The sequence below is a fragment of the Allobosea sp. UC22_33 genome, from assembly GCF_042700715.1.
Taxonomy (GTDB): Bacteria; Pseudomonadota; Alphaproteobacteria; order Rhizobiales; family Beijerinckiaceae; genus Allobosea.
In genome coordinates this window covers 4,295,782-4,322,129 of record NZ_CP170556.1, presented here as the reverse complement: position 1 = coordinate 4,322,129, position 26,348 = coordinate 4,295,782, and the positions used below count along the sequence as shown (strand labels likewise).

Below are 26,348 nucleotides of genomic sequence, written 5' to 3'. Positions count from 1 at the left end.
TGTCCCCGCCGAAGCGGTGCGATAAACGTGAACGAACAGTTGCGGAGAAGCGTTAACGTCTCGTTAGCGAGCCGGCAATCGCCACGCCAAGAAATTCCTGCCGAACGTGGCTAAAGTCGGATCATGGCGAAAAGGTGCCCGTAGGACAGGGCGCCTTCGCCGGGGGATCAGCCGCCCTGCTGCTCCAGCGCCTGACGGACGAGCCTGTGGAAACCGTAGACGTCGTCGAAGCGGGTGATCTGGCCGTCCTCGCCGACGACGATGGTGTTGTAGACGAGGTGGATCGGCATGGGCTGCGGCAGGTTGATGCGGCGCTCGCCCGAGCCGATCAGGCGCTTCAGCCGCTCATGCGACCATTCCGGGCCGAGCACCTGATCTGCCAGCGCGAAGGGGTTCTCGACGCGAACGCAGCCATGGCTGAGCGCGCGACGCTCGCCGGCGAAGAGGCGGCGATTCGGCGTGTCGTGCAGATAGACCGCATGCTCGTTCGGGAACATGAACTTGATCCAGCCGAGCGCGTTGCGCTCGCCCGGCGGCTGGCGCACCGAGATGCCGCCGCCCTTGGTGCGGGTCACGACATAGCCGCGCTTGGCGGCGTATTCCGGATCGGCCGCGAGCCCCGGCAGGAATTCCTTCTTCAGGATCGAGGGCGGCACGTACCAGGACGGATTGACGATGACGTGGTCCATCTTGTGCGAGAAGATGGGCGTCGCCGAGTCCGGCTTGCCGATGATGGCGCGGGTTTCGTGCACGACCTTGCCGGAACGGATGACGCGCACGCGCATCTCCGGGATATTGGCCATGATGTGGTCGGTGCCGAGATCGGGCGGCAGCCAACGCCAGCGCTCCATCTGGGCGATGATGTCTTCCTCGCCGCGGGCGGTTGCCGGCTTGCCGAGCGCGGCCAGTGTCCGCTCGCTGAGGATGCCGTTGGCGGGGAGGCCGGCCTTCTTCTGGAAATCGGTGAGGGCGAGCGCCGTCGAGCGGTCGAAGACCGGCTCCTCGCTGGGGCCAAGGCCGAGGCGGGCGCGCACCAGCGGGACGCGCTCGTCGCGCATGCCGAGTTTGAGCGGCGGGCCGGCGGGGATGCGCACCAGCGGCGTGTCGTCGAGATGCTCGCGCATCTCCGCGAGCTTGGCCTTGAGGCGGCGATAGCCCTCGTGCGGCGGGTTGTAGGCGGCGAGCACGGCGCCGGCATCCGTAGCACCTGCGAGCTCCGAGAGAACTTCGGTCGCGGAGGGCAGGTAGAGCGTCGGCGTGATCAGCTTGGAGAGCTGGCGCGGGTTGAGCCGGCCGCCGCGGGCGTCGCGGGCATAGAGCACGGCGATGGCCGAGAGGCGGATATCGGCCTCGGCGAGCCTGGCCTTGTCGCTGGCTTCGAAGACGGGCAGGGCATAGTCGTTCGGGCGCAAGGCATCCTCGCCGGCGCGGCCGAGCTGCGTCGCGATGCGCTTGCCGGCCTCGTTCCAGCCCTTCGAGCCGACCCAGAACGGACGATTCTCATTGGCCTGATAGGCGGCGATGATCTCGTTGCGCTCACGCTCGCCGAGGCGGCGCACCGCCAGGGCTTCAGGCAGCGCAGCGGCGATGGCGGCGGCGAATTCCGAGCCCGGCGGCAATTCGACGACGACCTTCGGCACCTCCGGCAGCGGCACCAGCGGCTCGACGGTGCGCAATGGCCCCGTCTGCGGGGCGATCTCGGTCGGAGCCGGCGGCTTGACGACGGGCGTCAGGGCCGGGTCGGCCGCCGGCATCTCGACGGCGGGGATGTCGAGCGTGACCGCTTCCTCGGTGATGTCGAGGGGGGCGGCGGCATCCTGCTTCGCCGGGTCCGGCAAGCGGTTGCCGGGGATGACCGTGCCGGTGACGATCTCGGCTTCGGCGGAAGGGGCAGCCGCCGTCGCGGCAGGCACTGCCGGGGCCTGCGGGGCGATGTCGGACAGGCGGAGTTCCGGCTGCTCCGGCAGCGGAATGCCGAGCGTCGCATCGGTGTTGAGAGGGGTCTCGGCGCGGAGCGGGAGGCATCCCAGGATGATGGCCAGGGCGGATGCCGAGGTCAGTTTCGCCCAATGGCGAGGACGCATGGTCGCTATCCCGATTGCTGCCGAACCCCGCCATTCCTGCGTGACTCGGCTGGTTGAGACAAGATGCGGCGGTGCAACAGACCGCCCCATTTCGATTGGTCGCGGCTCAGGCCGCGTCGGTTTCATCGCCGTTCGCTTCGCTCTCGATCAGCCCGTAATCCTTGAGCTTGCGGTAGAGCGTCGAGCGGCCGATGCCGAGTTTGCGCGAAACCTCGGACATGTGGCCGCGGTAATGCGCGAGCGCGAAGGTGATGATCTCGCGTTCGAGATCGTCGAGCTTGCGCATGTCGGAGCCGGTGACGAGGTCGAGCGCGTTGGGATCGCGCACCGGCATCTGGATGATGCGCGGCGGCGGCTCGCCATGTGTCTCGGAGCGGGCGAGCGGGGCGGGGGCCGGCGGGATCCGGACCTCGTAGCCGTCCATCTGCGCGGCGATCTGCGGGAATTCGGTGACGTCGAGCTCCGGTCCGTCGGCGAGGACCACGGCGCGGAAGACGGCGTTCTCGAGCTGGCGGACATTGCCCGGCCAGTCATAGCCGGTGATGAGCGCGGTGGCCTCAGGCGTGAGCCCCGAAAGCTTGCGCCCCTCTTCGGCGGCAAAGCGGGCGAGGAAGCCGCGCGCGAGGTCGGCGATGTCCTCGCGGCGCTGGCGCAAGGGCGGCAGCGTGATCGGGAAGACGTTGAGGCGGTAATACAGGTCCTCGCGGAATTCGCCGCGCTTCACTTGGTCGAGCAGGCTCTTGTTGGTGGCCGAGATCAGGCGGATGTCGACGCGCACCGATTTCTTGCCGCCGACGGGATCGACCTCACCCTCCTGGATCGCGCGCAGCAACTTGACCTGCGCATCGAGCGGCAATTCGCCGACCTCGTCGAGGAAGAGCGTGCCGCCATTGGCCTCGACGAATTTGCCGAGATGGCGCTCGGTCGCGCCGGTAAAGGCGCCCTTCTCATGGCCGAACAGGATGGATTCGACGAGGTTATGCGGGATCGCGCCGCAGTTCACCGTGACGAAGGGCTTGCCCTTGCGGTCGCTGGAGCCCTGGATCGCGCGCGCCAGCACCTCCTTGCCGACGCCCGATTCGCCCTCGATCAGGATCGGGATGTTTGATTTCGCCGCGCGCTCGGCCAGGCGCACGACGCGGGCCATGTCCGGGCTCTTAGTCGCGAGATCGCGGAAGCCCAGCGTGTTCGAGGCGCGGCGCTTGATGTGGCGCAGCTCATGCTCCAGCGCGCCGAGTTTGAGGGCGTTGCGCAGCGAGACCTGCAGGCGCTCGGCCCCGACCGGCTTCACCACGAAATCGACGGCACCGGCCCGCATCGCGGTGACCACGGTCTCGATCGAAGCGTTCGCGGTCTGGACGATGACGGGAATTTCGATGCCACGTTCGCGCAAAGCCGCCAGCACGCCCATGCCGTCGAGCCCGGGCATGTTGAGGTCGAGCACGATCGCGCTGAAACGCTCGCCTTCGGGCACGCCAAGCAGGGCCAGCGCCGCATCGCCGTTCTCGGCGCTGGCGACGTCGTAGCCGAAGCGCTTCAGCATCGCGTCGAGCAGGCGGCGCTGGACGGGATCGTCGTCGACGATGAGGACGGTGTCGGTCATGGCACCTCGAAAGCGCGGGCAATATGAAAGAAATATTCGGCGTCGGCGGAATCGCCTGTTCCGTTCTGGGGCATGGTCGGCCAGAAGGGTTAAGCGGGGTTTAAGCCCAGGGCCGATGGCAGCGCTGCGAGCCGCCGCCGTTGATCGCCGGCCCCGGGCCGGCCTAAGGATGGGGCTCGTTTCAGTGCGCGAAGGTATCGAGCGAATGGCTTTTCATGAGACCGTCCTGCGTTCCGCCACGAAGGCGGGGGCGGCAAAGCCGGCCCAGACCACCGGCGATCTGCCGGAATGGGACCTGACCCATCTTTATCCCGGCATCGAATCACCGGAGTTCAAGCGGGATCTCGACCGCGGTCTCGTCGAGGCGCAGGCGCTGGCCGGCCGCTATCGCGGCAAGCTTGCCGATATCGCCGCCGCGACTGACGCCAGCGAGACCCTGGCTGCCGCGGTGAAGAGCTATGAGGGCCTGAGCGACCTGCTCGGCCGGATCGGCGCCTATGCCGGCCTCGTCTATTCCGGCGACACCACCGATCCGCAGCGCGCCAAGTTCTATGGCGACACGCAGGACAAGCTGAACGCCGCGATCACCGAATTGCTGTTCTTCGAGCTGGAACTGAACCGGATCGAGCCCGAATTGCTGGCGAAGGTCGCGAACCAGGCGCCGCTCTCGCACTGGAAGCCCTGGCTCGAGGATCTGGCCAAGGACAAGCCGCACCAGCTCGACGACCGGATCGAGGCGCTGTTCCACGAGAAGTCGATGACGGGTGCTGCCGCCTGGAACCGGCTCTTCGACGAGACCATCGCCTCGCTGCGCTTCATCGTCGACGGCGAGGAGCTGACGCTCGAACTCACGCTCAACAAGCTGCAGGACAGCGATGGCGAGGTCCGTCGCAAGGCGGCGGAGGCGTTGAGCACGGTGTTCCGCAAGGAGTTGCGGACCTTCGCGCTGATCACCAACACGCTGGCCAAGGACAAGGAAATCTCCGACCGCTGGCGGAAATTCGAGGATGTCGCGGATTCCCGGCATCTCGCCAATCGGGTCGAGCGCGAAGTGGTCGATGCGCTGGTTGCCGCCGTGCGCGAGGCCTATCCGCGCCTGTCGCATCGCTACTATCGCCTGAAGGCGAAGTGGTTCGGCCGCGAGGAGCTGGATTTCTGGGATCGCAACGCGCCGCTGCCGCAGGTCGAGCAGCGGACGATTCCGTGGACCGAGGCGCGCGAGACCGTGCTGTCGGCCTATGGCGCGTTCTCTCCGGAGATGGCGGCGATCGCGAAGCGCTTCTTCGACGAGCGCTGGATCGACGCCCCGCCGCGTCCTGGCAAGGCACCGGGCGCGTTTGCTCACCCTACGGTGCCATCCGCGCACCCCTATGTGCTGCTGAACTATCAGGGCAAGCCGCGCGACGTGATGACGCTGGCGCATGAGCTCGGCCACGGCGTGCATCAGGTGCTGGCGGCGCCGAACGGGGCCCTGATGGCGCCGACGCCGCTGACGCTGGCGGAAACGGCGAGCGTCTTCGGGGAGATGCTGACCTTCCGCAAGCTGCTCGATTCGACCAACGACAAGAAGCAGCGCAAGGCGATGCTGGCGGCCAAGGTCGAGGACATGATCAACACGGTCGTGCGCCAGATCGCCTTCTACACCTTCGAACGCAAGGTCCATGAGGCGCGCCGCGAAGGCGAGCTGACGCCGGAAGCGCTCTGCGAGATCTGGATGAGCGTGCAGGAAGAGAGCCTGGGCCCGGCGATCCGGCTGTCGAGCGGATACGAGCCCTATTGGTGCTACATCCCGCACTTCATCCATTCGCCCTTCTACGTCTACGCCTATGCCTTCGGGGACTGCCTGGTGAACTCGCTCTACGGCGTCTACCAGAACGCCGCGGAGGGCTTCCAGGAGCGCTATTTCGCGCTGCTCTCGGCCGGCGGCAGCAAGCCTTACGGCGAGCTGCTGGCGCCCTTCGGGCTCGACGCGAAGGACCCTGGCTTCTGGCAGATCGGGCTCAGGATGATCGAGGGTATGATCATCGAGCTTGAAGGGATGGAGTGATCTCAGCCGTCATTCTCGGGCGAAGCGAAGCGTAGACCCGAGAATCTCGGGACGAGAAGACACTGGTTTCCGAGATGCCCGGGTCAGGCCCGGGCATGACGCGCTTGAATCAGAACTGCATCCTCAAGCCCACCAGCGAGACATTCGCGGTGTAGTCCGAGCCCTGAGCCGTCGAATTCAGGCGCTCATGGGTGAAGCTCGCGCGGACGGAGAAGGTGCGCGTCAGCTTGTATTCGAGCCGCACGCCGACATTCATGTAGTCCTCGCGCAGGCCCTGGCCGTCATATTCGGTCCGGTTGAAATTGGTGAAGCCGGTGACGGTGAGGTTGCGGCGCAAAGCATGCGCCACCTCCAGCGTGGCGCGCCGCACCGTCGTGCCCGAGGAGCCGGCGATCGTGGTGTCGCCGAGTTCGGCGCCGCCGCGCAGCGTGACCGTTGTCAGCGGCGTCGGCGACCACAGCACCGCGGCATCGCCGACGAAGCCGCGCAGGTTCTTCAGGCGCGTATCGTCGTATTTGCGGTCCTGATAGCCGCCGGAGACCTCGCCGGTGAGCTGACGGCTGATCTCGAAGGTCGAGCCGATGCGGCCGGTCACGCCGTTCGACGAACGCATATAGCCGCTGGAATCGCTCTTCTCGTCGAATTCGCGCTGGTCGATTTCGGCCTGGACGAAGGGCTTGAAGCCGGGCGTAACCTCGTAGGCGGCGCGCAGCCGGACGCCGTACTGCGTCATGTTGCGGTCCTTCTGCGACAGCATGGCGCCGTTCGACAGACGAGCGTCTTCGTAGTCGCTGCGGTCGACCGAGCCGCGCAACGTCAATTGCAGCCGGTTGATATCGTGCGTGACGCCGGCAGAGGCGCCATACTGGTAGATCTGCGGGCGCCCGGTGACGGCGGCGGTCAGGTCGGGCGAGCCCGGCCGCTGCGTATCGAGCCTGAGGCGCGATTCCAGCAGGATGCGGGTGTCGCGCGTCGCGTCGAGCCGCAGGTCGAGATTGCCCTCGGCATCCGGGCGCGAGGCGTCCTTGGCGCGGAAGAATTCGAGATAGCCGCCGCGCAACTGGCCCTTGAGCTCGTGGACGTTCCAGTCGGACTGGATCGCCAGCTCGCCCTCATGCCGGCTATAGGCCGAGCCCTTGGTGCCCGGCGCCGATGTGCGCTGCGGATTGGTGTCGTAGCCGATCGAGTTGGTGACCGAGGGGCGCAAGGTGATCGAGCCGATCCGGATGCCGAGCGCGGCATAAGGGTCTTCCTCGCTCGCCGAGCGGCGCCGGGGCGGTGGCGGAGCCGGAGGGGGAGGTGGCGGCAGGACCGTGACGGCGGGCTGCGGCGGCCGGAACTGGCGCTGGGTGACGCCGCGCAGCGCCGGCGCCTGGATCGGCTGGCTGGCGCGCGGCGGCTGCCGTCCCGAGACAGCCGAGCCTTGCCGCTGGATCATTCCGGCGGGATCGCGGACGGCTTCCGGTTCGGCGGTGGCGGGCGTGAGAGCGGGCTGAGGCGCTGCCGGCTGCTGCGCGACATAGGCCGGGGTGCCGGTCCTGAGATTGCCGCGCGGCATCTGCTGCGCCTGCGCCGTCGTACAGGCGAGCGCGAGCCCGGCCAAAGCCGTGCCGGACAGAAGCAGGGTCGTGGCGCGGCCGGACACGGGCGTCGCAGAGCTCCAGAGGGCGAGGCGCGCGAGTGGCGCGCATGGTTAATGGAGTTAGAACGAACAGGGTTAAGGAGCCGTCAACGTTGGCCGGATGTGTCGGCAGACGGTGGAAATGGCCAAGGCCGCTGTGTTAAAGCGCCGGCCATGACAGCCGATATTCGCGATTCCGCCCTTCGCACCATCGCCACCGAGCGCGCCGGGCTCGACGCGCTCCATGCCGCGTTGGCGGATGGGCTGGGCGGGCCTTTCGCCGAGGCCGTGGCGATGATCCGCGCTTCGAGCGGGCGCGTGATCGTCTCCGGCATGGGCAAGTCCGGCCATGTCGGGCGCAAGCTCACGGCGACGCTGGCCTCGACCGGCACGCCCGCGCATTTCGTCCATCCGGCCGAGGCGAGCCATGGCGATCTCGGCATGGTGCAGCCGGAGGATGTGGTGATCGCTCTGTCCTGGTCCGGCGAGGCGGTCGAGCTTGCCGCGCTCGTCGGCTACACCCGCCGCTTCCGCGTCGGCTTGATTGCGATCACGGCCAATGCCGAGAGCACATTGGGCAAGGAGGCGGATATCGCGCTCGTCCTGCCCAAGGCGACGGAGGCCTGCCCGAACGGGCTCGCGCCGACCACCTCGACGACGATGCAGATGGCGCTCGGCGACGCGCTGGCGGTGGCGTTGCTGGAGGCGCGCGGCTTTTCGCGGCAGGATTTCTTCGTCTACCACCCCGGCGGCAAGCTCGGCGCCCAGCTCAAGACCGTCGAGAGCATCATGCATCGCGGCGCCGACCTGCCGTTGATCGGCCTCGACACGCTGCTGCCGGACGTCATCGCGATGATTTCCGACAAGGGCTTCGGCTGCGCCGTGGTGATGGACCTGGACGGCAGGCTCGCCGGTGTCGTCACCGATGGCGACCTGCGCCGCAAGACGGCGATGGGCGGCGGTGCCTCGCTCAGGGCGCGCGACATCATGTCGGCGAATCCGCGCCGCGTCGGTCTTGATACGCTCGCGGTCGAGGCGCTGGAGCTGGTCAATCGCAGCCGGATCACGGCGCTGATCGTGGTCGATGCCGAAGATCGCCCGGCCGGGCTCGTCCATGTCCATGACCTCTTGGCGATGGGCGTCGCCTGATCGCGCTTGCAAACGGGTCGGGTAGGATTATCTAAAGCTCCAGAAGCTATAGCTTTCGGAGGGTGCCATGACCGGGACTGCCAGGCTCGAACGCGTGATGCCGATCGGCGCGCTCGCCGATCGCACCGGGGTCAAGGTCGAGACCATCCGCTATTACGAGCAGGTCGGTCTGCTGCCGTCGCCGGAACGCTCCGAGGGCAACCAGCGCCGCTATGGCCGGCGCCATGCCGAGCGGCTCGCCTTCATCAAGCATGCGCGCGATCTCGGCTTCGCGGTCGAGAACATCCGCACGCTGCTGAAGCTCTCCGACACGCCCGGCATGGCCTGCGACGAGGCGCATGCGATCTCGGTCGCCCATCTCGACGAGGTCCGCGACAAGATCGCGAAGCTGCGCTCGCTGGAGAAGGAATTGGAGCGGATCGCGACGACCTGCTCGGGCGGTGTCGCGGCCTGCGATTGCGCCATCATCGAGGCACTCGCCGATCACGGGCAGTGCGACCACGCCCATCATTGAAGCAGGGGCGTAGGCCCGAAATCCGCCTTGCCTCTCGTTTCCGGGGTGAAAAGGCTTAAATAGAACTCTTGCCAGGCGGCCTTCGGGCCGCTTGCCACGCCATTCGGGAGGGCGCGCGATGACGACAGGGCTCATGCCGCCATGGGATGGACTCCGAACAGGGAACAAAACCCGATTCTGTCGGAGTCAGCGATTCGCCCCTGCTTCGTTCCAGACTCGTTCTTGTCGGGTTTCTGTTTGAGACCTGCATAAGCTCCGTCCACGCTCCCGCCCGCATGGGCGGGCGAGAAGATCGGCTCCTTCGCCTTGCTTCCTTTCCGTTCGCTGCCGCCCGCCGCCCGCGCCAATAGCGTCACGGCCGTGCTGGGCCCGACCAATACCGGCAAGACCCATCTCGCCATCGAGCGCATGATCGCCCATCCCACCGGGATGATCGGCCTTCCGCTGCGGCTGCTGGCGCGCGAGGTCTATCAGCGCGTGGTCGACAAGGTCGGCGCGCAATCCGTCGCTCTCGTCACCGGCGAGGAGAAGATCAAGCCGGAGCGGCCGCGCTTCTGGGTCTGCACGGTCGAGGCGATGCCGCGCGATCTCGCGGTCGATTTCGTGGCGATCGACGAGATCCAGCTCGCCTCCGATCTCGACCGCGGCCATGTCTTCACCGATCGCCTGCTGAACCGGCGCGGCCGGGCCGAGACCATGCTGATCGGCGCGGCGACGATGCGCCCGCTGATCGAGCAGCTCATGCCCGGCGTGAATGTCGTGACGCGCCCGCGCCTGTCGCAGCTCACCTTTGCCGGCGACCGCAAGATCACCAGGCTGGCGCCGCGCTCGGCCATCGTTGCCTTCTCGGTCGAGGAGGTCTATGCGATCGCTGAGCTGATCCGCCGGCAGAAGGGCGGGGCGGCCGTGGTGCTGGGCGCGCTCAGCCCGCGGACCCGCAATGCGCAGGTCGAGATCTACCAGTCCGGCGATGTCGATTATCTCGTCGCGACCGACGCGATCGGCATGGGGCTCAATCTCGACGTCAACCACATCGCCTTCGCCGCCGACAAGAAATTCGACGGGCATCATTACCGCAAGCTCAACCCGGCCGAGTTCGGCCAGATCGCCGGGCGGGCCGGGCGGCATCTGCGCGACGGCACCTTCGGCACCAGCGGGCGCTGCCCGCCTTTCGACGCGGAGCTGGTCGAGGCGATCGAGAATCACCGCTTCGAGCCGATCCGCCAGATGCAGTGGCGCAATTCCGATCTCGACCTGCGCTCGGTCGGCGGTTTGCTCGACACGCTGAACATGCAACCTTCGGAACAGGGCCTGACGCGGGCGCTGATCGCCGAGGACATGACGACGCTTGAGGTGCTGGCGCGGGACCCGGATATCGCGAAGCTCGCGCAAGGACGCGCGGCGGTCGAGCGGCTCTGGGAGGTCTGCGGGCTGCCGGATTATCGCAAGATATCGCCGATGCAGCACGCGGATCTCGCGACGACGCTGTATCTGCGATTGATGCGCCATGGCCGGCTCGACAGCGACTGGTATCAGGCGCAACTCGCCGCGCTCGACCGTACCGATGGCGAGATCGACACCCTCTCGGCGCGGATCGCGCAGGTCCGGACTTGGACCTATGTCGCGAACCGTCCCGACTGGTTGCCTGATCCAGAGCATTGGCAGGGCATGGCGCGTCTTGTAGAGGACAAGCTGTCGGATGCTCTGCATGAGCGGCTGACCCATAGATTTGTCGATCGGCGCACCAGCGTGTTGATGCGCCGCTTGCGGGAGAATGCGATGTTGGAGGCTGAGGTCACTGCGACGGGCGACGTGCTCGTCGAGGGCCAGCATGTGGGGATGCTGCAGGGCTTCCGCTTCACGGCGGATCCGAAAGCCGGCGGTTCCGAGGTCAAGGCCCTGAACCTGGCGGCGATGAAGGCGCTCGGCTCCGAGATCGAGGCCCGGGCGGCGCGCGTCGTGCTGGCGGGCGACGATGCCTTCGTGCTGTCGCATGACGGGCTGGTGCGCTGGACCGGCGAGCCGGTCGCGCGCCTGACGGCCGGCGAGAAGGTGCTGGAGCCTCGGCTGCGCCTGCTGGTCGAGGAGCACCTCACCGGTCCCGCGCGCGAGCAGGTCGAGGGCCGGCTCACGCTCTGGGTGAAGAATCACATCACCCGCCTGCTCGGCGCCGTGCAGATCCTCGAAGCGGCCGAGAACGTCACCGGCATCGCGCGCGGCATCGCCTATCAGGCGGCCGAGGCACTCGGTGTGCTCGAGCGCTCCAAGGTCGGCGACGAGATGAAGGCCCTCGACCAGGAAGGCCGCGCGGCGCTCCGCCAGCTCGGCATCCGCTTCGGCGCCTTCCACATCTACATGCCGGCGCTGCTGAAGCCGGCGCCGCGCGCACTCGCCGCCCAGCTCTGGGCGCTGAAGCATGGCGGGCCGGAGACGGCGGGGCTCGACGACATCGCCCATCTCGCGGCATCCGGCCGCACCTCCTTCCCGGTCGACAAGGCCGTGCCGAAGGGGCTCTACCGGGCCGCCGGCTACCGCGTCTGCGGCGAGCGGGCCGTGCGCGTCGACATTCTCGAACGCCTCGCCGACCTGATCCGCCCGGCGATCGCCTATCGCCCTGGCGTCACGCAGGGCACGCCGCCGACCGGCGCCGCCGACCAGGACGGCTTCGTCGCGACCGGCGCGATGACCTCGCTCGTCGGCTGCGCCGGCGAGGATTTCGCCTCGATCCTGCGTTCGCTCGGCTATGTCTCGATCAAGCGTCCGGGGCCTGCGATCACCGTGCCGCTGGCGCCGCCTCCGGCCGCGACCGAGCCGGCGAAGCCTGTCGTGGCTGGTGAAGCGGAGATCGCCGCCCCGCCGGAAGCCGCTCCGGCCGAGAGCGATGCCGTCGAGGCCACAGTCGAGGCGGAAGGCCCGAGCGAGCCCGCCGTCGCGCTGAACGAGGATGCGCTGACGCAAGGCGAGACGCCTGTCGTCGAAACGCCGGCGGCCGAGACGGCGGATGCGCCGATCCTGACCGAGACGGAACTTGACGTGGCGCGCGAGCCGGTTCCGGCCGATGCGATGGTCGCGCTTCCGGCTGCTGCGGCCGAAGAGGCCGCTTCTGCTGAAGCCGTTGCCGAGGAGGCTTCCGCTGCCGAGACGACCCCTGCCGAACCTGAATTGATCGAGGTCTGGCGGCCGCATCGCCATCAGGGCGGACGCCGGCCCGAACATGGCAACCCGCGTGGCCGTCGTGAGGGCGGTGAGCGCCGCGAAGGTGGCGAGCGCCGTGGCGGCGACCGGCCGCAGCGCGAGGGACGCCCCGGCGGCCCGCGCCGTGACGGGCGGCCCGATAACCGGCCTGCAGCCGCAGCCGGCGAGGGGGCTCCCGCGCAACGCCAGGAGCGCCAGGATGCGCGTCCGCGGCAGGACGAGCGCCCGCGTCGCGACGACCGGCCGCAGCGGCAGGATCGTCCCGAGGGCAATCGCGGCCCGCGTCCCGATTTCAAGCGCGACGGCCGCCCCGGCGGCCCGCGTCGCGAGGAACGGGGCGGGGCCGAGCGCTTCCAGCAGGCGTCGCGTCCGCGTCCGGCCAATCGCGAGCCGGACCCTGATTCGCCCTTCGCCAAGCTGGCGGCCCTCAAGGCCCAGCTCGAAGGCAGCAAGAACTGAGAGCACGGAGGTGCGGGCGGTTTGCAGGACGATCGTCAGCGTCTCGACAAATGGCTCTGGTTCGCGCGCTTCGCCCGAAACCGCCCCGCCGCCGTGCGCCTGGTGGAGGATGGGCATGTCCGCATCGAGGGGCGGCGCGCCGAGAACCCCGCGCAGGGCATCAAGCTCGGCACCGTGCTGACGCTCGCCCTGCCGCATGCGACGGTGGTGATCAGGGTGCTCGGTTTCGCCGAGCGGCGCGGCTCCTTCACGATGGCGCAGCAGCTCTACGAGCGGCTCGACGGCGGCAGCGGCGATGCGTCGCTTGCGGAGGCCGAAGGCGAGGATTAAGTCCGCGCCCTGGCGGTGGCCGGCGCTGAAATGGGACCGGAGAGGCCAATGTTCTCCGTAGTGCCTGCCGAATGACAGATCGTTCTGCCAGAGATCACGAAAACGACCTTGAAACCTGCGCCGGGCAAGGGTTTATGGGGCTGTTTAGAAGCGTTGGAAGGGCCGACCCATGACCTATGTGGTCACCGAGAACTGCATCAAGTGCAAGTACATGGACTGCGTCGAGGTTTGCCCGGTCGACTGCTTCTATGAAGGCGAGAACATGCTCGTCATCCACCCTGACGAGTGCATCGATTGCGGCGTCTGCGAGCCGGAATGCCCGGCCGAGGCGATCAAGCCGGACACCGAGCCCGGCCTCGAAAGCTGGCTGCAGCTCAACGGCAAGTTCGCTGCGAGCTGGCCCGATATCACCCAGAAGAAGGACCCGCCGGCCGACGCCAAGGCGTTCGACGGCGTGCCCGGAAAGCTCGAGATGCTCTCGCCGGAACCGGGCGAAGGCGACTGATCCGACCGGCTTTTACCGCCGGCGCTGCATTAACCACGACCTCGCCATGCCGCTGCAGGGGAGCGCCGTCCGGCGTTTACCTTTGATTCGGCGTGTTTTTTGTGCTACAAGCTAGCCCTAGTCGAAGTCGTTCCGCATGCCCCTGCGAGATTCTGCAATCGGGGCGCCCCCAGAGATCAAAGACGATGAAAGAGCCGGCCTCGGCGCCGGGATTTCGATCGTCGTTCTCGTCAGGGCATAATGAAACAATCGACTAGGGAGCGTGAAGCGGTGCGTTCTTGAAGCGTCGCGTCAGGCGAAAGTCTCCTGCCAACCGGCCGGGGGCTAAATTATCACGCGCTCGCGTCAAGCGGGCCGGTCAGGAGTCGTAACGGCATGTCCACTGCGAAGAAAGCTGTTGTGCGCCAGGGTTTCAAGACGGGCGAGTACGTCGTCTATCCGTCCCATGGTGTCGGTCAGATCACGGCGATCGAAGAGCAGGAAGTCGCGGGTTTCAAGCTGGAACTGTTCGTTGTCAGCTTCGCCAAAGACAAGATGACGTTGCGTGTTCCCACCGCCAAGGCCGCCAGCGTCGGCCTGCGCAAGCTCGCCGATGCCGAGTCCGTCGCCAAGGCGCTGACCACGCTCACCGGCCGCGCCCGCGTCAAGCGCACCATGTGGTCGCGTCGCGCGCAGGAATACGAAGCGAAGATCAATTCCGGCGACCTCGTCGCCATCGCCGAAGTGGTGCGCGACCTCTATCGTTCCGAGGCCCAGCCCGAGCAGTCCTATTCCGAGCGCCAGCTCTATGAGGCCGCCCTCGACCGCATGACCCGCGAGATCGCTGTCGTCGACGACGTCACCGAGACCGAGGCCCTCAAGAAGATCGAAGGCCAGCTCGCCAAGTCGCCGCGCCGCGCCGGCAAGGCGGAAGCCGAGGCCGAGGCGGACATGGAAGGCGACAACGACGATCTGGCGGAAGAGGCCGCCTGAGCGGTTTGCTCCTACCGTTTCGAAAAACCCGGCGGGCGACCGCCGGGTTTTTTGTTGGTTTGAACCCGGCGATGAAGCCGTCATGCTCGGGCTTGACCCGAGCATATCCTGCCGGAGGGGCTCGGGAGCCCTCTCGTCTTGAGATTCTCGGGGCGAGCCCGAGAATGACGCCCTTTCCTCAGGCCGTTCCCGTCCCCGCCTTCAGGAAAGCCACTGTCCGCGTCCAGGCCTGCTTCGCCGTCGCGGCGTCGTAGCGCTCGGCGCTGGTGTCGTTCATGAAGGCGTGGTCGACATCGGGATAGACGATGGCCTCGTACTGGATGTCGGCGGCCTTCAGCGCCTTCTCGTAATCCGGCAGCATCTGGACGAGGCGGGCGTCGCGGGAGGCCTGCTGGATCAGGAGGCGCGCCTTGATCTGCGGCACCTTGGCGAGATCGGGCGAGCGGCCATAGAAGACCACGCCGGCCGAGAGCTCCGGCACCGAGACGGCGAGATCGTTGACCGCCCCGCCGCCCCAGCAGAAGCCGACCGCGCCGGTGCGCCCGGTCGCGTCCGGCCGCGCGGCCAGGTATTTCAGCGCGGCGCGGCCCTGGGCGACGACCGTCTCTACGGAAAGCTGCGGGAAAAGCGCGCGGGCTGCGTCGGGGTCGCTGGGCGTGCCGCCGAGCGGGTTGAGGAAATCGAGCCCGAGTGCCGTGAAGCCCTCCAGCGCCATGCGGCGGGTGATATCCTCGATATGGGGATTGAGGCCGCGGTTCTCGTGGATGACGAGCACGCCGCCGCGCTTGGCTTCCGCCCTGGGCGTGACGAGATAGCCCTTCAGCGCCACGCCATCGACGGCCTGGTCGAACCGGCTCGTCGTGATGCGGGCATCGTCCGGCGCGATCTGCTGGGCGTGGGCGTAATTGGGCTCCAGCAGCGCGAGTGCGGCTTCGGCCGCCGCCGCGGTTCCGGCGATGGCAAGCAGCCGGTTCATGAAGACGCGGCGGTCCAGCGGCTTATGCGTGTATTCGTCGTAGAGTTCGACGATCCGGCGATCGAGCGCCATCCTTGCCTCCCTTGAACATGGCCTTGCGCCGATCATAGCGGCGGACGAGGGCGATGCAGGAGGGGCTCTGGTGGGGCTCGCGGCCTTGTGAAGGCGTGAGCTACTCGGCGACGACCTTGTAGCGCTGGCCGGGCGTCAGGGCGGCGTTGCGGTCGAGCCCGTTGAGGAGCTGGAAGAGCTCGCCCGGCCGGTCCTGCTCGAGCATGCGCTCGGCCATGCTGGCGATGGTCTCACCAGCTTCTGCCGCGACCAGCCGGATCTGCATCGGGCGGACGGCCTGGGCTTCCGCCGCCGTCATCACCCGGAAGCTGTCGACGATGCCGCGCATCTGTCGTTCGGGGTCGCTGCCGCCGCGTGCTGCCAGGATGAAGCGATAGACGCGCTCGCCGATCTGGACGGCCGCGAGCCGGAAGGTCCAGTCGGTGCCGCGGCCATGGGCGAGGACGGCGGATTGCCCGCCGATCTCGGTTTTCTCGATGCCGGTCGTCTCGACGCCTTCGATCCAGCCGGCGGCGACATAGGATTCCAGCGTCTGGCCGCTCTTCAGCGTGACGGAATCGAAGCGCAGGGCTTGCGCGCCATTGGCGCTGACGCCGATCACCATGTCCTGGGCGGATTCCAGGCTGAAGCCCTCGGGTGCGCTGAAGGCGATGCGCAGCGCACTGTTGAGATAGCGCCGGCCCCGAACCACGCCGTCGCGCGGGTCGTCGCCATAGGCCAGGCCCTCGATCGCGTTCAGCCAGCGATTGGCGTCGCGCTCGCCGATGCCGGGCGCGCCGATCTGGCGGGCTGCCGCGGTGACGGCGGCGATACGCTCCGGCGTCTGCGGATGGCTGGACAGGATATCGAGCCGCTTGTCGTCCGGGTTCTGGTTCTGGCCGCTGCTGCGGAAGGCGGTGTTGCGGCCGAGCGTGGCGAGGAAGCGCCCGGCGCCATAGGGGTCGTAGCCGGCACGGGAAATGTTGCGGACGCTGATCTGGTCGGCGGTCAGTTCCTGCTGGCGCGAGAACTTCGCGAGCGAGAGCTTCGAGCCGGCGCTGACCGCCGCGCCGCGGCTCGGATCCTTCAGCACCTGCGAGACGACCTGGCTGACCAGGGCCGATTCCGCCTCCTTCTCCGCGCGCTCGACGGCGTGCTGCGCGGTGACATGGGCGATCTCGTGCGCCAGCACCGAGGCGATCTCCGCGGTATCGTTGGCCAGCGCCAGCAGGCCGCGCGTCACATAGAGCCGGCCATTGGGCAGGGCGAAGGCGTTGACCACCGGCGAATTCAGGATGGTGATCTCGTAATGGCCGATCTGGCCCTCGCCGGCCTTGGCGAGGCGCTGGACCACTTCGTCGAGGGCGGCGCGGGCGCGGGGTGCCCGATATTCGCCGCCGAAGGCCGCGAGCAGGCGCTGGTGCTCCTGGTCGGAGGCGCGCTGGACGGTGCTGATGCGCGGCGCGATCTCGCTGTCGGACGTGGAGCTGGCCGGCAGGAGGGCGCTCTGGTCGCCGAGGCAGCCGACAAGCAGCAGGCCCGGCAGCATGATCGCTGCCAGCCGGCTCGAAAGTCGCGAAAGCGATGCTCGCGGGGGCTGCTGCATGTCCTCAGTCGATCAGTTCCAGCGCGGTCCGGGATGCGACCTCCAGCAGAAGGCCATCGCGCCCGGACAGGACACCATAGGCGCGCAGCCGTTTACCGCCGAGAGCGCTCGCGGTCCAGCCGGCGCTCTTGAGTTCGCGCCAGAGGCTGCGCGACAGGACGATCGAAACAGCCTCCTTGGGACGGCGGGAGAAGTTCAGATAGGTCCGCTGGGAGCGCTCGCCGACCGAGGCGATCCGGCCTTCCAGCATGACGTATCGCCCCTCCTGCGCCTTTACCGCGGCGAGATCATGGCCATCGATGGCCCCTTGGGGCGAAAGTTGCGGCCCAGATGTTACCGTTTTCTGAACAGGCGCCTTCTGCGGCGTCTCGCAGGGAGACAAGCCGGGTTCGGGCATCGGTAGGGCCGCGCCCTGCCGCAGCAGCAACTCAGCGAGGTCCTGGGCCGGTTCGCCCGATGACGAGGGGGGCACCGACAGACGCGCGGGCAGGCGGCCCCAGCGATCGGGCTCGCCCAGAACGGAAAGGCCAAGCGGGCGGCCGAGAAAGCTGCGCAGCCCTGCGTCGAAGCGCGATGCCTCCTCGGCGCTCTGGCGTGGTGCGAGGCCGACGAGTCGCAAGCGGCGACCATCGCCCAGAAGCGGGTCGCCGGCAGGGTCGAGCCCGGAGAGCTGCACCGCTGCTGCGGTGTCGGCATCGGACGCGCAGCCGGGCGTGGCCCATGCCGGAGCAGCCGGAAGGGCGGCGAATATGACGATGGCAAGAAGGGACTTCACCCGCATCGCGATTATGCTACACGGAGTTCCGTGCGTCCCGGTAGCTCAGCAGGATAGAGCAACGGTTTCCTAAACCGTAGGTCAGGGGTTCGAATCCCTTCCGGGACGCCATTTCCAACGCAACGGATCGCGGTCGCTGTCCGTGATGTCGCCGTTGGGCAGGGTAGGCTGCGATCGCTACGCTCGGGACCGGCGCGACGCGATGCCGACGACGATCACGACGGATGCCATCATGCAACTGACGACGATCAGCGACGTCGAGAGGGAAAGCGCGGTCATCACCGCGCTCACCACGATCACGCCGACCGCGTTCGCCGTCCGCAGCAATGCGAAGACCTCCGCACGTCTCTTCGGCGGCGCGAGGCCATCGAGGGCGAGCGAGTAGTAGGTGCCCAGCGGTGCGAGGACCGCGCCGATCAAGACGGCGCCGACCACAGTCACGATCATCGAAACCTGGAGCGCCGCCAGGATCGCTCCCGACGTCATGATCGCCAACTGGACCAGGACGGCCCGACGGCTCGCCATGCGGTTCCGGATGCTGACCCAGATGCCGCCCGCGACCGAAGCCATGCAAAGCGGGACGGTGAACAGGATCGCCAGCGACGGCGCATAACCAAAATGCAGCGCCAGCGCGACGGCGCCGATCTCCAGCGCGGCCACCGTCGCCCCACCTGCGGCTGCGCACACCAGCCACAGCAGAATCGACGGGCTGATGATCGAGGCGTCGGGGGCATGCATGCCCTCGGGCGAGGCCTCGGGCCTGACGGTCGGCAGTAAGAACACGGGAGCCGCCCCGAGAACTGCGATGGCGAGGATTGCGAAAACGGGCGAGATGGTGCCGAGCCCGGAAGCCGCCACTGGCGCGAGGACGAACGTGGTCTCGTTCAGCGTGGCCGAAATCCCGAGCGCGCGCGGAAGTTTTGACGCTGGTGCGAGCTCATTGAGGATCGTTCGCAGATATCCGGCGGCCGCGCCATTCACCAGCCCCGCCAGTGCCGATGCCGCGACCAGCCAGACGATGGGCGCCGCATAATGCGCGAGCATGGCGAGGGTCCCGAGCGCGATCGTCCTGAACAGCACCAGCAGCCGCAGGAACGTCGTGGGCGGGAAGCCTCGGCCCAGGCGCGTGATGGGAATGGCGCCGATCACCTGGGCGAGCGTCATCGACAGGATCATGGCCGCGCCGGCGCTGGTGTCGCCGGTGAGCGCCAGGGCGACGAGCGCGAAGGCGACCGGGCCCGCCGCCTGCGGAACCGTCATCGTCGCTGAGGAGATGAACCACCGGATCAGCGGCGCTGCGGTGATCGTGCGGGTCGAGGATGTCGTCATCAGCCGGCCCGCAGGGAAAAGGGCCGGGCCGTTCCCGGACATTCTGTATCCCGTGACGGGATCGAGGACGTTACCTCGCGACAGGCGCTTTAGCGTTCGCAGGCGCGACTGGCAAGCCGGCTGCCTGAAGCGATGGCGGCGGCTTCACGACGGGCCTGCCGGCTTTCCCTGTTGCCGAAGAAGCGCAGCCGCCACGCCGGTTTCGTAAAATCGGTGGTCAGCGGCGCGCTCGATGTTCTAAGCACGGAGCATGGAGACGGTCTCGCCGCACGAACTCTTCACCCATATCCGCATCGTGCTCGGCATGGTCATCGGTCTGGGCATCACGCGGATGCTGGCTGGGCTTGCCGGCTTCATCCAGCATCCCGGCCGCTATCGCGTCTCGCTGCTCCACATGCTCTGGGTCGGCTCGATCCTGCTCGAGCTGGTGCTGTTCTGGTGGTGGGAATTCGGGCTGTCGCGCATCCCGGCCTGGAGCTTCGGCGTTTATCTCTTCCTGATCGGCTATGCCGTCGTGCTCTACCTGCTCTCGGCGCTGCTCTTCCCGGACAACATCGCCGAATATGCCGGCTATGAGGATTTCTTCATCCGGCGGCGGCGCTGGTTCTTCGGCCTACTGGCGGCGACCTTCGTGCTGGATGTCGTCGATACCCTGATCAAGGGCACCGAGCATTGGACGCAGCTCAGCGGCGACTATCTCGTTCAGGTGCCGATCGGGCTGGCGCTCTGCCTCATCGCGTATGTTTCCGCGCGGCGCTGGGTCCATATCGCGCTCGCCAGCGTGCACATCCTCTACCAGTGCTACTGGATCGGCCGCGTCGTCTACACGATGGGCTGAAGCGGACTCAGCCCTTCCCGAGGACACCGCTCGCGAACGGGGCGAAGTGCTTCACGACCTGTCGGTAGACGTCCCGCTTGAACGGGATGATCAGCTCCGGCGTCTCGTCGAGTCTGGCCCAGCGCCAGGCATCGAACTCGGCCTTGTGGCCGCCGGCCGGGGTCAGGATGTCGATCTCGTCCTCGGAGCCGGTGAGGCGGAAGGCGAACCATCTCTGGGCCTGGCCGCGCCAGCGACCCTTCCAGGCCTCTTTGCCGATATCGACGGGCAAGTCGTACGCGAGCCAGCCCGGCGCCTCGGCGAGAAGCTCGACCGAGGTGACGTTGGTTTCCTCGGCGAGCTCGCGGCGGGCGGCCTCCAGCGGCGTTTCGCCCGCGTCGATGCCGCCCTGCGGCATCTGCCAGGCATGGCCCGGGGCGACATGCTCGCGCTTGGTCTTGTCGGCGCGGCGGCCGACGAAGACGAGGCCCTCCGCGTTGAACAGGGCGAGGCCCACGCAGGGGCGGTAGCCTTCGGGTGCCTCGTCGGTCATTGCAGCGATCCGGTGGTCTTGATCGATCCGGTGCTCTTGGGCGAGCGGAAGCCGCGGGCGGCGCTCACCGGAACGATCACGATCTTCTTGGCTTCCAGCGACTGTGCCCAGCGGTTGATGCGCTCGATCGAGACCGGCAAGGCGCTGGCGGCCGCAACCACGACGCCCTGCTCACGGGCGAGGCTTTCTAATGCGCCCAGCTCCTTGTCGATGGCGTCGGGCCGGGTGACGCCGTCGATGACACGGTCGATCTTGAGAGACGGTATGCGGGCGCGGTCTGCCGAGCCGGCGAGCAGGCTGCGCGCGGAGGAGCCGTCGTCGACGACCATCAGGCCGCGGCCAGCGAGTTCGCGCAGGACCGGGGAGAGGGCGCTTTCGTCGGCGGTGAAGCGGCCGCCGAGGAAATTGACGATGCCGACATAGCCGGTGAACCGCCCCAGCGCCCAATGCAGCTTGTCGGTATTATCCGGCGCCTTCGGGCCGGTCAGCAGCGTATGCGGGCCGGGATCGTTATCGGGATAGTCGAAGGGCTCCATCGGCAATTGCAGGAAGACCTCATGGCCCTCGCCGCGGGCGCGCTGGACGGTGCGTTCGAGCTCGGTGCCATAGGGGGCGAAGGCGAGCGAGACCTGCGGGGGCAGTTTGGCGATGGCGTCGGCCGTGCCGCTCTGGCTGATGCCGAGGCCGCCGACGAGGAGGGCGATGCGTCCGGCCGGCTTGGTGGCCGGCTCCGGGCCGAGCGGGCGGGCATAGACCTTGGCCGGGGTCGCGCCATCCGGGCCGGTTTTCGGCAGCAGGCCGTAGCGCGAGCGCTCGACCAGCCGGTTGTCGGGGGCCGTCGCGAGCGTGATCGTACGGGCCTCGCTGGGAATGGTGATGATGATGGCGTCCGGTGCATCCTCGCCGGCACGCGTCACGGTAACGCCTGCGCTATTCTCAAGCTGGGCCGCGCTGGCTGGTCCGCGCGGCGCGGCAGCGATCGGATCTGCGGCAGGAACGGAGGCGACGGGCGCCGGGCGCTTCTCGATCGCGGCCACGACCATCGGCTCGCCGCCATCGGGATCACGGCGTAGGGCCACTGTCAGCACAAGCCCTAAAATGGCCACGCCGACGCCGCCGGCAGCCGCTGTCGCGAGCCAGTGTCCCCAGGGCCTGCCAGAGGCCGCCGGGCGATCCCTGCCGAGGGGTCGATTGAGCTCCGTCAGCGGCGTATCGGCCGTGAGAGGCCGTCCTCGAAATTGCGGTACGGACCCGAATCAGCAGCCCGCGCGCTAGTGTTGGCGCCTCGGAGTCGGTTTGGAAAGTCTCTCAGCCCTCATCCCGAGGAGCCATTCCCTTGGGAATGGCGTCGCGAAGGATGCTTCAGGAGGCTCCGGAGATCGCTGGAACATCCTTCGAGACGCGCTCTCCGAGCGCTCATCAGGATGAGGGCTGCCTTTTCAGGCAGCCTCTCGAAGGTCCAGGATCAGGCCCGCAGGCTCAGTTCGGCTGCTTGGGCGCCTCGGGCGTGGCCGGCTTCTCGGCCGGTGCCGCGGCACCCGTCTTGACGCCGCGGAGCTGGTTCAGCGCGGCGATGAGCTGGGTGTCCTTAGTCGCGTCGGCGGGGACATAGGAGCCCGAGCCGGACTGCTCCTCGCCCTCGCCGGCCTTGAGATGGCCCTTGAGCGCGGCTTCGCCCTTGTTCTCGACGAGCTTGTCCTTGATCTCCTGCGGGATCTCCTGCTGGACCTCGATATCCGGCGTGATGCCCTTGGCCTGGATCGAGTTGCCCGACGGCGTGTAGTAGCGCGCCGTGGTCAGGCGCAGGCCGCCATTGGAGCCGAGCGGGATCACCGTCTGCACCGAACCCTTGCCGAAGGAGCGCGTGCCCATCACGGTCGCGCGCTTGTGGTCCTGCAGGGCGCCTGCGACGATCTCGGCCGCCGAGGCCGACGAGCCGTTGATCAGCACCACGACCGGCTTGCCCTTGGTCAGGTCGCCCGACTTGGCGTTGAAGACCTGGGTCTCCTCGGCGTTGCGGCCGCGCGTCGAGACGATCTTGCCGCGCTCCAGGAAGGCGTCGGAGACCAGCACGGACTGGTCGAGGCGCCCGCCGCGGTTGTTGCGGAGGTCGATGACGAAGCCCTTGAGCTTGTCGGCGCCGATCTCGCTCGTGGTCTTCTCGATCGCCTTGCGCAGGCCGTCATAGGTCTGCTCGGAGAAGGTGCCGATACGGATATAGCCGATATCGTTCTCGACCCGCTCCTCGACGGCCGGCACGACGATGGTCGAGCGGGTCAGGGTGAATTCGAGCGGCTCGGTCTTGCCCGGGCGGTCGATCTTCAGCGTGACCTGGGTGTTGATCAGCCCGCGCATCTTCTCGACCGCCTGGGTCAGGGACAGGCCCTTCACCTCGGCGCCGTCGATCTGCTTGATGATGTCGTTGGCGAGGATGCCGGCCTTGGAGGCGGGCGTGTCCTTGATCGGCTTGGCGACCTTGAGGACGCCGTCCTCCATCGTCACCTCGATGCCGAGCCCGCCGAACTGGCCGCGCATGTCGGTGTCCATGTCGCGGAACGACTTGGAGTCGAGATAGGAGGAATGCGGGTCGAGCGAGGAGACCATGCCGTTGATAGCGGCCTCGATCAGCTTCTGCTCGTCGGGCTTGTCGACATAGTCGGTGCGGATCTTCTCGAAGATGTCACCGAACAGGTTGAGGCTGCGGTAGACCTCCGCCGAGGCGGCCACCGCGCTGGTCGACGAGAGCAGCCTGGTCTGGGTAGCCAGTCCGGTCAGGCCCGCGCCCATGATGGCGCCGGCGAGAACGAGGGAAACCTTGCGCATCATCCGCGAACCTTTTCGCCTTGCGATTTCGTCCACCACGACGTTGGGTCGATCGAGACGCCGTCTTTCCTGAATTCAATATACAGAACCGGCTGCCCGGTTCCCACCCCTACCGTCGTCGCGGCAGCTTCCGACGTTTCGCCCATCGTCGCAACCGGCTCCCCTGCCAGCACGAACTGATTGAGCGCGACATCGATCCGCTGCATGCCGGCTAGCAAGATGTAGTACCCTCCGCCGGCGTTCAGGATCAAGAGTTGCCCGAACGAACGGAACGGGCCCGCGTAAACCACCCAAGCGTCAGAAGGCGCCGAAACTAGGGCGCCCGGCCGGGTCTCCAGCGAAATCCCGCGAATCGTGCCTCCGGCGCCGTCGGGGTCGCCGAAACCACGCAATCGTGATCCCGCCACCGGCAGGGACAGCAGGCCCTTGGCCTCCGCGAAGGCGATCTTGGGGGCGAGCCGCGCCGGGTCCTTGAAGGCCAGTGCCGTCATGCGCTCACGCTGCTCGCGCGTTTCCTGCTCGATCGCCTGGCGGGCGGCGTCCACCGCCTTGTTGGCGACGGAGATCTCCTTCTCGATCTTCTCGACGAAATCCCGCATCGAACGGGCCTGGCCGGCAAGCTCTTTGCCGAGCGCAGCCTGTGATTCGACATCCCTGGCGGCGCTGGCCTCGCGCCCGCGCCGGGCTTCGATCAGGGAGGCCAGGCGCTGGCGTTCGGCCGCGATCTGCTCCATCTCCGCGCTGATCCGGCCCTTTTCGGTGGCGATGCCGTCGCGCAGACGAACGAGTTCGGCGAGATCTGTCCCGAGAATCTCGACCTCCTGCCGCAGGTCGGGCACGACGGCGCCGAGCAGCATCGAGGCGCGCACGGCTTCCAGGATATCCTCGGGGCGAACCAGAACGGCTGGGGGCGGACGCCGGCCGATGCGCTGCAGCGCGGCCAGCACCTCGGCGATCAGGTTGCGCCGGCCTTCGAGCGAGCGGCGAATCGCGGCCTCGCTGGATTGCAGCAGGGAAAGCCGGGTTTCCAGCGCGCCCAGCCGCTCTTCGGTAGCCTGGGTTCGCGCGGTGGTGTCCAGCAGAGCCTTGTTGAGAGCGGCGCGATCGGCCCGGATCGTCGCGATTTCCTTTTCGAGGTTCGCGCGGGCCTCGGTGTTGCCGGCAAGGCGCTGCTCGATCGCCTTGAGCTCGCTTTCGCGGGCCTGTTTCTCAACGAGCTTCTGCATCGCCTCGCGCTGGAGGGCTTCCGGATCGGGCTGCGGGGCCTGGGCGAGGGCGGCGGGCGACGCAGCCAGCAGGGCGGCAAGGCACAGGCCGCGCAGTCCGGGGCGAATCAGCGAGCTCATACGCGATGATAGGGGTGGCCGGAGATGATCGTCATCGCGCGATAGAGCTGCTCGAGCACGAGCGCCCGCACGATCTGATGCGGGATGGTCAGGGCGCCGAAAGCGAGCGTGATATCCGCCTTGTCGCGGATCTCCTCGCTCAGGCCGTCGGCGCCGCCGATGATCAGGCTGGCATGGCCGGTGCCGGAATCGCGGGCTGTGGCGAGACGGGTGGCGAAGGCTTCGCTGCCGAGCTGGCGGCCGCGTTCGTCGAGCGCGATGATCAGGCCGGGCTGGGCTTTGGCGAGGATGGCCTGCGCCTCCTCGCGCTTGCGTTCATCGGCGCGCCGGCCCCGGCCCTCGGCGATCTCGACGATGTCGGGACCGCTGAGGCCGATGCCGCGGCCGAGCGCGACGCCGCGCTCGCGATAGCGCTCGCAGAGCTCGCGCTCCGGCCCGTCCTTGAGCCGGCCGACGGCGATGACCGCGAGCCGCATGCGAAGCGGACGTCAGCTATCGAGGCGTTCGTTCGGCCGGTCGGTGCCCCACATCTTCTCGAGATTGTAGAATTGGCGCACTTCGGGCCGGAAGACGTGGATGATGATATCGCCGGTATCGATCAGCACCCAGTCGCAGGCCGGCATGCCTTCGACGTTCGGCGTCGGAAGTCCGGACGCCTTCAGGGCTTCGATCAGCGCATCCGAGATGGCCGCGACATGGCGGTTGACGTTGCCCGAGGCGATAATCATCGCGTCGGCCAGCGACGTCTTGCCAACGAGGTCGATCACCGTGATGTCCTCGGCCTTCATGTCATCGAGGACACGCTGGGCGAGGGCGATGCTGTCGGCAGAGGGATTCTCCGCGATGGCAGCCTGGGGAAGCGGCTTCGGCTCGGCTTCACCAAGGGTTTGACGGGTCAGTGACGTATCCTCTCGATCCTGATGCGCGGTTGGCGCGATGGGCCCAAAATAGGCCGGAAGGCGCCGGAATTCAATCGCGGCCGGCCTGTTTGCGCAGCATCGTGGAGGATAATGTCGAGCGCTTGCCATGCAGGAAGACCCAGGCCGGCGGTTTCATGCGCGGCAGGCTCGCCGCCCGGCTTTCGGGCAGGCGCCAGCGCGAGAGCCAGTTGGCGGCGGGTGAAGCCATGGCGCTATGGGTCGAGCCCGGCCGGTCGATGATCGCGATCGGCATCATCCGGGCGATCGCGCGCCATTCGTTCCAGCGGTGGAAGCCGGCGAGATTGTCCGAGCCCATGATCCAGACGAAGTTCACGCCGGGGCAGCGCCGCTTCAGCGCGCGCAGCGTGTCGGCGGTGTAGCGGGTGCGCAGCATCGCCTCGACGCCGGTGACGTCGATGCGGGCATGGCCGGCGACGCCTTCAGCCTGGCGGATGCGCTCGGCCAGTGAGGGCAGCCGGGCATTGTCCTTGAGCGGATTGCCAGGGGTGACCAGCCACCAGACGCGGTCGAGCCGGAGGCGGCGGAGCGCGGTGAGGCTCGCGAGCCGGTGGCCGTCATGCGCCGGGTTGAAGCTGCCGCCGAACAGACCGACGCGCAGGCCGGGCGCAAAGGTAGGCAGCCGGGACGGCAGACGCGTCAGCTCGCTCGTCAT

Annotated in this window: 22 protein-coding genes and 1 tRNA gene; 9 read left to right on the top strand and 14 right to left on the bottom strand. The window is 67.7% G+C overall.

Annotated features, from left to right (window positions below; all coding sequences use genetic code 11):
• Positions 1-167 precede the first annotated feature (167 nt).
• Complete coding sequence (locus ACFJGT_RS20925) at positions 168-2,084, bottom strand: murein L,D-transpeptidase (protein WP_377841922.1); 1,917 nt, start codon at positions 2,082-2,084, stop codon at positions 168-170.
• A 106-nt stretch (positions 2,085-2,190) separates the two neighbouring features.
• A complete protein-coding gene (locus ACFJGT_RS20920; protein ID WP_377841920.1) occupies positions 2,191-3,687 on the bottom strand; it encodes a sigma-54-dependent transcriptional regulator in 1,497 nt (498 codons plus the stop codon).
• Positions 3,688-3,892: 205 nt separating this feature from the next.
• Between ACFJGT_RS20920 and ACFJGT_RS20915 the strand changes: the two genes are divergently transcribed.
• Positions 3,893-5,734 (top strand): M3 family oligoendopeptidase, encoded by a 1,842-nt coding sequence (locus tag ACFJGT_RS20915; protein ID WP_377841917.1) that lies wholly within the window; start codon positions 3,893-3,895, stop codon positions 5,732-5,734.
• Between the two features lie 109 nt (positions 5,735-5,843).
• Here ACFJGT_RS20915 and ACFJGT_RS20910 read toward each other — a convergent pair whose 3' ends face one another.
• Positions 5,844-7,379 (bottom strand): outer membrane beta-barrel protein, encoded by a 1,536-nt coding sequence (locus ACFJGT_RS20910; protein ID WP_377841915.1) that lies wholly within the window; start codon positions 7,377-7,379, stop codon positions 5,844-5,846.
• Between the two features lie 150 nt (positions 7,380-7,529).
• On the opposite strand from ACFJGT_RS20910, the gene ACFJGT_RS20905 reads away from it, so the two are divergent.
• From ACFJGT_RS20905 to ACFJGT_RS20880, 6 genes are all read left to right on the top strand, one after another.
• A complete protein-coding gene (locus ACFJGT_RS20905; protein ID WP_377841912.1) occupies positions 7,530-8,504 on the top strand; it encodes an SIS domain-containing protein in 975 nt (324 codons plus the stop codon).
• Positions 8,505-8,598: 94 nt separating this feature from the next.
• Positions 8,599-9,018 (top strand): helix-turn-helix domain-containing protein, encoded by a 420-nt coding sequence (locus ACFJGT_RS20900; protein ID WP_377849030.1) that lies wholly within the window; start codon positions 8,599-8,601, stop codon positions 9,016-9,018.
• Positions 9,019-9,324: 306 nt separating this feature from the next.
• Positions 9,325-12,672, top strand: a complete 3,348-nt coding sequence (locus tag ACFJGT_RS20895) for a helicase-related protein (RefSeq protein WP_377841910.1) — start codon at positions 9,325-9,327, stop codon at positions 12,670-12,672.
• Between the two features lie 21 nt (positions 12,673-12,693).
• On the top strand, positions 12,694-13,002 hold the full coding sequence (locus tag ACFJGT_RS20890; protein WP_377841907.1) for an RNA-binding S4 domain-containing protein: 309 nt from the start codon (positions 12,694-12,696) through the stop codon (positions 13,000-13,002).
• Positions 13,003-13,171: 169 nt separating this feature from the next.
• Positions 13,172-13,507, top strand: a complete 336-nt coding sequence (gene fdxA / locus ACFJGT_RS20885; protein WP_377841905.1) for a ferredoxin FdxA — start codon at positions 13,172-13,174, stop codon at positions 13,505-13,507.
• A gap of 375 nt (positions 13,508-13,882) precedes the next feature.
• Entirely contained in the window at positions 13,883-14,479 is a 597-nt protein-coding gene (locus tag ACFJGT_RS20880; RefSeq protein WP_377841902.1) for a CarD family transcriptional regulator, read from the top strand.
• Positions 14,480-14,657: 178 nt separating this feature from the next.
• Here ACFJGT_RS20880 and ACFJGT_RS20875 read toward each other — a convergent pair whose 3' ends face one another.
• From ACFJGT_RS20875 to ACFJGT_RS20865, 3 genes are all read right to left on the bottom strand, one after another.
• Positions 14,658-15,527, bottom strand: coding sequence for a dienelactone hydrolase family protein (locus ACFJGT_RS20875; protein ID WP_377841900.1), 870 nt, complete (start codon positions 15,525-15,527; stop codon positions 14,658-14,660).
• 100 nt (positions 15,528-15,627) lie between these two features.
• Entirely contained in the window at positions 15,628-17,055 is a 1,428-nt protein-coding gene (locus ACFJGT_RS20870; RefSeq protein ID WP_377841898.1) for a M48 family metalloprotease, read from the bottom strand.
• A 61-nt stretch (positions 17,056-17,116) separates the two neighbouring features.
• Positions 17,117-17,893, bottom strand: a complete 777-nt coding sequence (locus ACFJGT_RS20865) for a hypothetical protein (protein WP_377841894.1) — start codon at positions 17,891-17,893, stop codon at positions 17,117-17,119.
• Positions 17,894-17,921: 28 nt separating this feature from the next.
• Between ACFJGT_RS20865 and ACFJGT_RS20860 the strand changes: the two genes are divergently transcribed.
• Positions 17,922-17,998: transfer RNA gene (locus tag ACFJGT_RS20860), tRNA-Arg, on the top strand.
• Positions 17,999-18,064: 66 nt separating this feature from the next.
• Here the strand turns inward: ACFJGT_RS20860 and ACFJGT_RS20855 are convergent.
• Positions 18,065-19,216, bottom strand: a complete 1,152-nt coding sequence (locus ACFJGT_RS20855) for an MFS transporter (protein WP_377841892.1) — start codon at positions 19,214-19,216, stop codon at positions 18,065-18,067.
• A 250-nt stretch (positions 19,217-19,466) separates the two neighbouring features.
• Here ACFJGT_RS20855 and ACFJGT_RS20850 point away from each other — a divergent pair, with 250 nt between their 5' ends.
• The gene (locus tag ACFJGT_RS20850; RefSeq protein WP_377841890.1) at positions 19,467-20,054 is read left to right on the top strand and encodes a hypothetical protein; all 588 of its coding nucleotides are present in this window, start codon (positions 19,467-19,469) and stop codon (positions 20,052-20,054) included.
• A gap of 7 nt (positions 20,055-20,061) precedes the next feature.
• Here ACFJGT_RS20850 and ACFJGT_RS20845 read toward each other — a convergent pair whose 3' ends face one another.
• From ACFJGT_RS20845 to ACFJGT_RS20815, 7 genes are all read right to left on the bottom strand, one after another.
• Positions 20,062-20,586: an RNA pyrophosphohydrolase gene (locus ACFJGT_RS20845; RefSeq protein WP_377841888.1), complete on the bottom strand. Its 525-nt coding sequence runs from the start codon at positions 20,584-20,586 to the stop codon at positions 20,062-20,064.
• Positions 20,583-21,665 (bottom strand): divergent polysaccharide deacetylase family protein, encoded by a 1,083-nt coding sequence (locus tag ACFJGT_RS20840; protein ID WP_377841886.1) that lies wholly within the window; start codon positions 21,663-21,665, stop codon positions 20,583-20,585. The genes ACFJGT_RS20845 and ACFJGT_RS20840 overlap by 4 nt, the downstream gene beginning before the upstream one ends.
• A gap of 400 nt (positions 21,666-22,065) precedes the next feature.
• Positions 22,066-23,409 (bottom strand): S41 family peptidase, encoded by a 1,344-nt coding sequence (locus tag ACFJGT_RS20835; protein ID WP_377841885.1) that lies wholly within the window; start codon positions 23,407-23,409, stop codon positions 22,066-22,068.
• Complete coding sequence (locus tag ACFJGT_RS20830) at positions 23,409-24,755, bottom strand: murein hydrolase activator EnvC family protein (RefSeq protein WP_377841884.1); 1,347 nt, start codon at positions 24,753-24,755, stop codon at positions 23,409-23,411. The genes ACFJGT_RS20835 and ACFJGT_RS20830 overlap by 1 nt, the downstream gene beginning before the upstream one ends.
• Positions 24,752-25,231: a 23S rRNA (pseudouridine(1915)-N(3))-methyltransferase RlmH gene (gene rlmH / locus ACFJGT_RS20825; protein WP_377841883.1), complete on the bottom strand. Its 480-nt coding sequence runs from the start codon at positions 25,229-25,231 to the stop codon at positions 24,752-24,754. Before rlmH ends, ACFJGT_RS20830 begins: the two co-directional genes overlap by 4 nt.
• A 12-nt stretch (positions 25,232-25,243) precedes the next feature.
• On the bottom strand, positions 25,244-25,783 hold the full coding sequence (gene rsfS, locus ACFJGT_RS20820; RefSeq protein WP_377841882.1) for a ribosome silencing factor: 540 nt from the start codon (positions 25,781-25,783) through the stop codon (positions 25,244-25,246).
• Positions 25,725-26,348 carry a nicotinate-nucleotide adenylyltransferase gene (locus ACFJGT_RS20815; protein WP_377841879.1) on the bottom strand — a complete coding sequence of 208 codons (624 nt, stop codon included), beginning with the start codon at positions 26,346-26,348 and terminating at the stop codon, positions 25,725-25,727. The genes rsfS and ACFJGT_RS20815 overlap by 59 nt, the downstream gene beginning before the upstream one ends.